Origin of the sequence: Anoxybacteroides voinovskiense (assembly GCF_014196205.1) — a bacterium.
Classification (GTDB): domain Bacteria; phylum Bacillota; class Bacilli; order Bacillales; family Anoxybacillaceae; genus Anoxybacteroides; species Anoxybacteroides voinovskiense.
This window is the reverse complement of the sequence record NZ_JACIDE010000047.1, coordinates 1-6,036: the sequence shown is the minus strand read 5'-3', so window position 1 is coordinate 6,036 and position 6,036 is coordinate 1. Positions and strand designations below refer to the sequence as shown.

Genomic DNA, 6,036 nt, shown 5'->3' with positions numbered 1-6,036 from the left:
TATGCAAGGAGTGATGGCACTTTGCCAACCCCTTGAGCCTCTTAGGGCTTCGGAATGGTGTTTGTGGAAGAAAATGGGGTTGCTTTTGTGCGATTGACTCTACTACATTAACAGTTAAATTTAACAAAGCTGTTGATGCTAATACAGCTACAAATCCAGCAAACTACAAGATTGATGGTGTAGCACTAGATCAATCTGCTTGGGGTTCCCTTGCTTCTTCTGATTTGAAGTTAAGTGAGGATAAAAAATCCGTAACTGTTAACTTAAAGATTACCAAATCCTTAGCCAACGGGACTACTTACCGAGTATCTGTATCAGATGTAAAAGATGTTGCTGGAACAAAAATTGCAGCTTATGAAGCACTTTATAAATTTGAGGACAAAACTGCTCCGACAGTAGTTTCTACAAAATATAATCATGCTGAAAAGAAATTCTATATCAACTTTAGCGAACCAGTTAAGTCTAGCACAGCAACATTAGTGAAAGTGTTCGATAAGAACAATGCAGATGTTACTGGTTCCTTAGTATCACTTTCATCTAATCAAAAGACAATTGTTATTGATGCAAGCTCTTTAAATTTAAATGAAACATATAAGGTAGTAATGCTAGGTGCACAAGACTTATCTGATAACTATTTTGCTAATAACCGTGTAGAAGCTTCGTTTACGGTTGCTAAAACTGAAACTGTCGCTCCTACTGTGTCTAGCCTTGAAGTAAAGGATCGTCAGACTGTTCGTGTTGTATTCTCTGAACCTATTTTCGTTGACGCATCTAATTCAAATAAAATTGCCACAATTGCTCTTGACGGTGGAACAGCTACAAACGTAGTTAAGGTTTCATCTTTAGCATCAGTAGGGGATGCTGTTGATGTTAATGGCGACGGAATGACTTGGGATATTAGAGTTTCTGCAACTAACTTAACAGGCGTCAAGAAAGTAACAATCAACGCTGTTCAAGACCTACAGGGCAATGCACTTGTTTCTGCATTTGACAAGTTTGTCACATTTGCAGCTGATACAAATGCACCATCTTTAGTTTCTTATACAACAGCTGGTAGCAAGCTTTATCTAACATTTGATGAGGCTACTATTTTAACAGCCGGTTCTGTAAAAGTATTGACTCCAGATAACGTTGAGAAGACTGTATCCTTAACTACAGGTGCTAGTGGCACTTTAACTAACGATGGAGCTAATACTAAAGTTGTTGTAGTAGACTTAGGCTCGGCAATTTCTAAGAACGGTTCTTATAAAGTGACTATTCCATCTGGTATTATCAGTGATAGCGCAACTCCTGCTAACTCAAAAGCATATGAGGTAACAACTAACTTTACAGTAGGTGCTGATACTACAAAACCAACATTAAAAATGAATACTGGTGGTACAGCAGTAGATTCAACAGCTGTTGTTCAAACACCAGGCAACCCTAGCGAAATCACTATTACGTTTAGTGAAAAAATGAATTCAACGGCTTTAAATGTTGATAATTACACATTAAACGGTGTTAAAGCGTTTAGTTCTGCAGTGTTTGTTGGGGATACTGATACTGTTAGATTGACTGTAAAACCTGGTACAATCGATGTTACTGGTAGTTATATTGTTGGAATTAATAACGTTCAAGATTTAGCTGGCAACGTAATTGATTCTGTATCTTATCTAGAAGATGCACCGTTAAAAGAGAACGTTGCTCCTACAGTAACAAGTGCTAAATTAATAGCAGCTAATACAATTCGTGTCAACTTCTCTGAGGCAATTGCAAGTTATACTGCAGATCCATTTGAAGTATACGTTGATGGGGCTAAAGTTGCTGTAAATACAATTAGCGCATTGGCATCTGGTGGTACTAACGCATATGTAGACATCACTTTAACAAACGCTTTAACAGATTTATCTAAACCAATTACTGTTAAAGTCAAGAGCGATGCTGTATTAAAAGATGCCAATGGTAATGCTCTAGTTACAGGTGGTACTTATACTGTAACTCAGTAATAAGTTGCCTGTCACGCCCCGAAGATTGTCGAGATTAAAAGAAACAGAGAGTCATATGGCTCTCTGTTTCTTTTTTTTCGCATTAAACGTGGTTTGGAATATATATTATATTTTTGAATGCCTCAATTCCCTTCAAGGAATTGGGGCGATTTTTATTTTAGGAGGGAATCGTATGCAATCCGCAAAACGCGTGAACATTGTGAGCTTGAAGCTCGTTCGGGAGGCGAGTGTGTTGTACAAGGAGCGTCGCATTCAGTCGCCAGAGGATGCGTATAAGCTGTTGAAGCCGTTTCTTGCCGATGCGGATCGGGAGGTGTTTGTCGTCGTTTGTTTGGACACGAAAAACCAGCCGACAGCCATTCACGTTTGCCACGTTGGGAGTTTGAATGCAAGCATCGTGCATCCAAGAGAGGTGTTTAAGTCGGCGATTTTGGCAAATGCGGCGTCGGTGTTAGTCGCGCACAATCATCCATCGACCGACCCGACACCGTCAAGGGAAGACATCGAAGTGACGAGAAGGCTCGTGGAGGCAGGGAGAATTGTCGGGATTGAATTGTTGGATCATGTCGTCGTTGGCGGTGAGCGATTCGTGTCGTTGAAGGAAAAAGGGTACGTGTGAGGGGGAAGAATCATGCTCGAATGGTTTATGGCAAAAATGAAACGTGAGTTTGGCGTGGAAGTGAACATGGAGGAAGTCGGGTACGAAGCGTATGCGTTTGACCATGAGGAGATCGATGACTTACTCATTCCTGCCGAACATGTGGCGAAATTGCCGAATCCGCTCTTATTAGAGGCGTTCATGTATGTGGATGCAGAAGGGAATGAGTTAGGTCGCGTGCCTGTCACGCCCCGAAGATTGTCGAAGATTGATAGAAACAGAGAGTCACATGGCTCTCTGTTTCTTTTTTTTTCCGCATCAAACAGCATTTGAAACATATATTATACTTTTGAACGCCTTCATTCCGTTTGGGGATGGGGGCGATTTTTGTTCGGGCAATCGTCAAATTGCGTGAATATTGTCGAATTGCCTAGTTTGCTTACGAAATTTTTCAAAAAATGAAGAAAAATTATTGAAAGATTTTTTCGTTATATGTCGAATTATTTGTTTTGGCGAGGTTCTGGAAAGAAGGGGAGATCGAAATGGCTAAAAATACAGGGGAAAATTATCGAATTGGTGCTGTGAAAAATCGTTCGCAGTGATGCAGGAAAGCTTGAGGTGGTGTTAAAATATAATAAAGTAAGATTGGGGGAAGAGATATGGATAAAGTTCCTTTTAATGTTTATTGCAATTCCATTGATATTATGATGGGGCTTCATGACATTATCCTTAATCTTCAAAAGCAATCACCGACTGAAAATATATATCTTGGACAAGTAACGATGAGTCCACAACATGCGAAACAATTTGCTTATTTATTGTTAGAGCACGTCAAGAAGTATGAAGAAATATTTGGTGAAATTCCATCTCCGCCGAGTGAAGAAAAAATGCGTGAGCTTTCTGAACAAGGAATAATTGGCGTGAAGAGTGGGGAATAATGAAAGACGGGGATTATATATTTATTACTAAGGATCCTTTCGGAAAAGAAATTCGACTGAAAAGCACAACGTGGAACTATCACATTATTGGCGGAGATCACACTAGAGAGGAATTTGTTGGTCAAGAAGAAATGATTAAAGGTGTGATTCAAGATCCGTGTTTTATCTTACCGAATAATCCTGAGAATCAAAATGATACGAGACAAAAATATATCGATCTTGTCCAACTGCCGAAATTTCAGTCACTAAAAGCGTTGGTTGTCATTGTTGACCATCAAAATGTAGAGTACGGGGATGTGGTGACAGTTATTGCGAAAAATAGATTGAATCAAGAAATAGGGAGTGCTATTTATGTTCGTCCAAAATCTACAAGGGAATATTAAATACTCCTATGATTATGATCATGATGTCCTGTATATTTATTTTGGCGAGCCAAAGGTGTCATATGATGATGAAGCAGCCCCTGGTGTATTCATTAGATTTTCCGAAGAGGATGATGTAATTACAGGTGTTGTTATTATGGATTATAAGAAAAGAGATGTTGATGCGGTTACAAAACATATACCGATTCATATCAATTTTCACTCGATTAATGAACAGCTTCATTAAGGACGATGCCTAGGTGGTTGCGTGAACTGTTACGCCCCGAAGATCGATAGAAACAGAGAGTCGTTGAGTGGCTCTCTGTTTCTTTTTTTTCCGCATCAATCAGCATTTGAAACATATATTATACCTTTGAACGAACGCCTCGATTCCTTTTTGGAATGGGGGCAATTTTTATTTTGGGAGGGAATCGTATGCAGCCTGCAAAACGCGTGAACATTGTCAGCCTGAAGCTCGTTCGGGAGGCGAGTGTGTTGTACAGGGAGCGGCGCGTTCAGTCGCCAGAGGATGCGTACAAGCTGTTGAAGCCGTTTCTTGCCGATGCGGATCGGGAGGTGTTTGTCGTCGTTTGTTTGGACACGAAAAATCAGCCGACAGCCATCCACGTTTGCCACGTTGGGAGTTTGAATGCCAGTATCGTCCATCCACGCGAGGTGTTTAAGTCGGCGATTTTGGCAAATGCGGCGTCGGTGTTAGTCGCACACAATCATCCATCGACCGACCCGACACCGTCAAGGGAAGACATCGACGTGACGAGAAGACTCGTGGAGGCAGGGAGAATTGTCGGGATTGAATTGTTGGATCATGTCGTCGTTGGCGGTGAGCGATTCGTGTCGTTGAAAGAAAAAGGGTACGTGTGAGGGGGAAATCATGTTGGAATGGTTTATTGCGAAAATGAAACACGAATTTGGCGTGGAAGTGAAAATGGAGGAAGTCGGGTACGAAGCGTATGCGTTTGACCATGAGGAGATCGATGACTTACTCATTCCTGCCGAACATGTGGCGAAATTGCCGAATCCGCTCTTATTAGAGGCGTTCATGTATGTGGATGCAGAAGGGATTGAGTGGATTGCTGGTGTGGTCGTTGCGGAAGAAACGAGAGAGATGTTGTATGAAGTGTGGATCAAAGACGGAAAGCGAATCGGTTGTACGATGTATGTGTGAAACTCCCGACATTTCTGTTGCCAAACTCCCGACAAAACGAAAAGGATTCCAACCATACATGGCAGATTTGATGAATCTCAAGGAACCGCTATGCTTTCATTGCCAAACAACTCATGACATTATGATATAACTGTCGGGAGGGAAAGGAGGTGAAAAAGACATGTGGGAAAAAGTTGTTGCGACCATTGTGGTGACGGTTGCCACCGAAGCGATGAAACAATGGATAAACGAAGGACAATAAAAAAGAGGAATGACCGATGAAAGTATTTCCGTGTTCTTGCCTATGCAAGCAATCGTGCCCTTTATGTACGGTGAAAACCATCATTGACATCATTAAACGATGAAACGATGGATGAATGAGGTGTCCATCGTTTTTTCTGTTTTAGGGGGGAATTTTGTGCAAGATTTACTCCATGCATTTAAAGAGTGGCTCATCGAAGAAGGGAAATCGCCGAAAACGATGGAGTCGTATGTCGGGGATGTCGCAAAGTTTCAGGCGTATATGGTCGAGAAGGTGGTTGATTCACGTCAGCCGCTTTCTCGTTTTTCATTTGTCCGTTATAAGCAACATTTAATCGACAACGGCTATGCGGTGGCGACGATTAACAAAAAAATCAACAGCTTAAAAGTGTACAATGACTTCCTGCAAAAGAAGTGGTATTATGTCAAGAAAATAAACACGTAAAATCGAGAAAAATTTTAAAACCCTACTACCGCACTTCGGGGCTAGCGTGCCTGTCACGCGCCGAAGATTGTCGAAGATTGATAGGAACAGAGAGTCATTGAGTGGCTCTCTGTTTTTTTATCGAACGAAGTAATGGTTTTTTTACATTTTTTCACGGCTGTTGATTATCCAAAATTAGGCATACTACTCCCGTATATTCGGGCATACTCAAATAAGACAGCTGCCATCTCGGATTTCCATTCGAGAGGAAGTTGTCCAGAGAAAAAACGACGGACAAACGAA

The 6,036-nt window shown here is 41.2% G+C and carries 9 protein-coding genes and 1 pseudogene; 9 read left to right on the top strand and 1 reads right to left on the bottom strand.

The annotated features are described in order from the left end of the window. The first annotated feature begins 32 nt into the window (after window positions 1-32). From GGR02_RS17135 to GGR02_RS17095, 9 genes are all read left to right on the top strand, one after another. Complete coding sequence (locus GGR02_RS17135) at window positions 33-1,985, top strand: Ig-like domain-containing domain (protein ID WP_183186145.1); 1,953 nt, start codon at window positions 33-35, stop codon at window positions 1,983-1,985. A gap of 172 nt (window positions 1,986-2,157) precedes the next feature. Continuing rightward, window positions 2,158-2,604, top strand: a complete 447-nt coding sequence (locus GGR02_RS17130; RefSeq protein WP_183186144.1) for a JAB domain-containing protein — start codon at window positions 2,158-2,160, stop codon at window positions 2,602-2,604. Between the two features lie 12 nt (window positions 2,605-2,616). After that, window positions 2,617-2,916 (top strand): hypothetical protein, encoded by a 300-nt coding sequence (locus GGR02_RS17125; RefSeq protein WP_183186143.1) that lies wholly within the window; start codon window positions 2,617-2,619, stop codon window positions 2,914-2,916. Window positions 2,917-3,242: 326 nt separating this feature from the next. Continuing rightward, complete coding sequence (locus tag GGR02_RS17120) at window positions 3,243-3,521, top strand: DUF3467 domain-containing protein (RefSeq protein WP_183186142.1); 279 nt, start codon at window positions 3,243-3,245, stop codon at window positions 3,519-3,521. Further along, a complete protein-coding gene (locus GGR02_RS17115; RefSeq protein ID WP_066322715.1) occupies window positions 3,521-3,904 on the top strand; it encodes a hypothetical protein in 384 nt (127 codons plus the stop codon). The genes GGR02_RS17120 and GGR02_RS17115 overlap by 1 nt, the downstream gene beginning before the upstream one ends. Further along, window positions 3,873-4,130 carry a DUF2283 domain-containing protein gene (locus tag GGR02_RS17110; protein WP_066322716.1) on the top strand — a complete coding sequence of 86 codons (258 nt, stop codon included), beginning with the start codon at window positions 3,873-3,875 and terminating at the stop codon, window positions 4,128-4,130. Before GGR02_RS17115 ends, GGR02_RS17110 begins: the two co-directional genes overlap by 32 nt. A 188-nt stretch (window positions 4,131-4,318) precedes the next feature. After that, window positions 4,319-4,765 (top strand): JAB domain-containing protein, encoded by a 447-nt coding sequence (locus tag GGR02_RS17105; RefSeq protein ID WP_183186141.1) that lies wholly within the window; start codon window positions 4,319-4,321, stop codon window positions 4,763-4,765. A 10-nt stretch (window positions 4,766-4,775) separates the two neighbouring features. Further along, the gene (locus GGR02_RS17100; RefSeq protein WP_183186140.1) at window positions 4,776-5,069 is read left to right on the top strand and encodes a hypothetical protein; all 294 of its coding nucleotides are present in this window, start codon (window positions 4,776-4,778) and stop codon (window positions 5,067-5,069) included. Between the two features lie 397 nt (window positions 5,070-5,466). Continuing rightward, window positions 5,467-5,754, top strand: a complete 288-nt coding sequence (locus tag GGR02_RS17095; protein ID WP_183186139.1) for a site-specific integrase — start codon at window positions 5,467-5,469, stop codon at window positions 5,752-5,754. A 164-nt stretch (window positions 5,755-5,918) separates the two neighbouring features. Here the strand turns inward: GGR02_RS17095 and GGR02_RS17090 are convergent. Beyond that, window positions 5,919-6,036 (bottom strand): annotated as a pseudogene (locus tag GGR02_RS17090) (IS4 family transposase); the annotation flags it as partial.

What these genes read in the sequence shown, in the direction of transcription:
- GGR02_RS17130 (WP_183186144.1), top strand. Translation starts at nt 2,158, where the DNA reads ATGCAATCCGCAAAACGCGTGAACATTGTGAGCTTGAAGCTCGTTCGG.
- GGR02_RS17125 (WP_183186143.1), top strand. Translation starts at nt 2,617, where the DNA reads ATGCTCGAATGGTTTATGGCAAAAATGAAACGTGAGTTTGGCGTGGAA.
- GGR02_RS17120 (WP_183186142.1), top strand. Translation starts at nt 3,243, where the DNA reads ATGGATAAAGTTCCTTTTAATGTTTATTGCAATTCCATTGATATTATG.
- GGR02_RS17115 (WP_066322715.1), top strand. Translation starts at nt 3,521, where the DNA reads ATGAAAGACGGGGATTATATATTTATTACTAAGGATCCTTTCGGAAAA.
- GGR02_RS17110 (WP_066322716.1), top strand. Translation starts at nt 3,873, where the DNA reads ATGTTCGTCCAAAATCTACAAGGGAATATTAAATACTCCTATGATTAT.
- GGR02_RS17105 (WP_183186141.1), top strand. Translation starts at nt 4,319, where the DNA reads ATGCAGCCTGCAAAACGCGTGAACATTGTCAGCCTGAAGCTCGTTCGG.
- GGR02_RS17100 (WP_183186140.1), top strand. Translation starts at nt 4,776, where the DNA reads ATGTTGGAATGGTTTATTGCGAAAATGAAACACGAATTTGGCGTGGAA.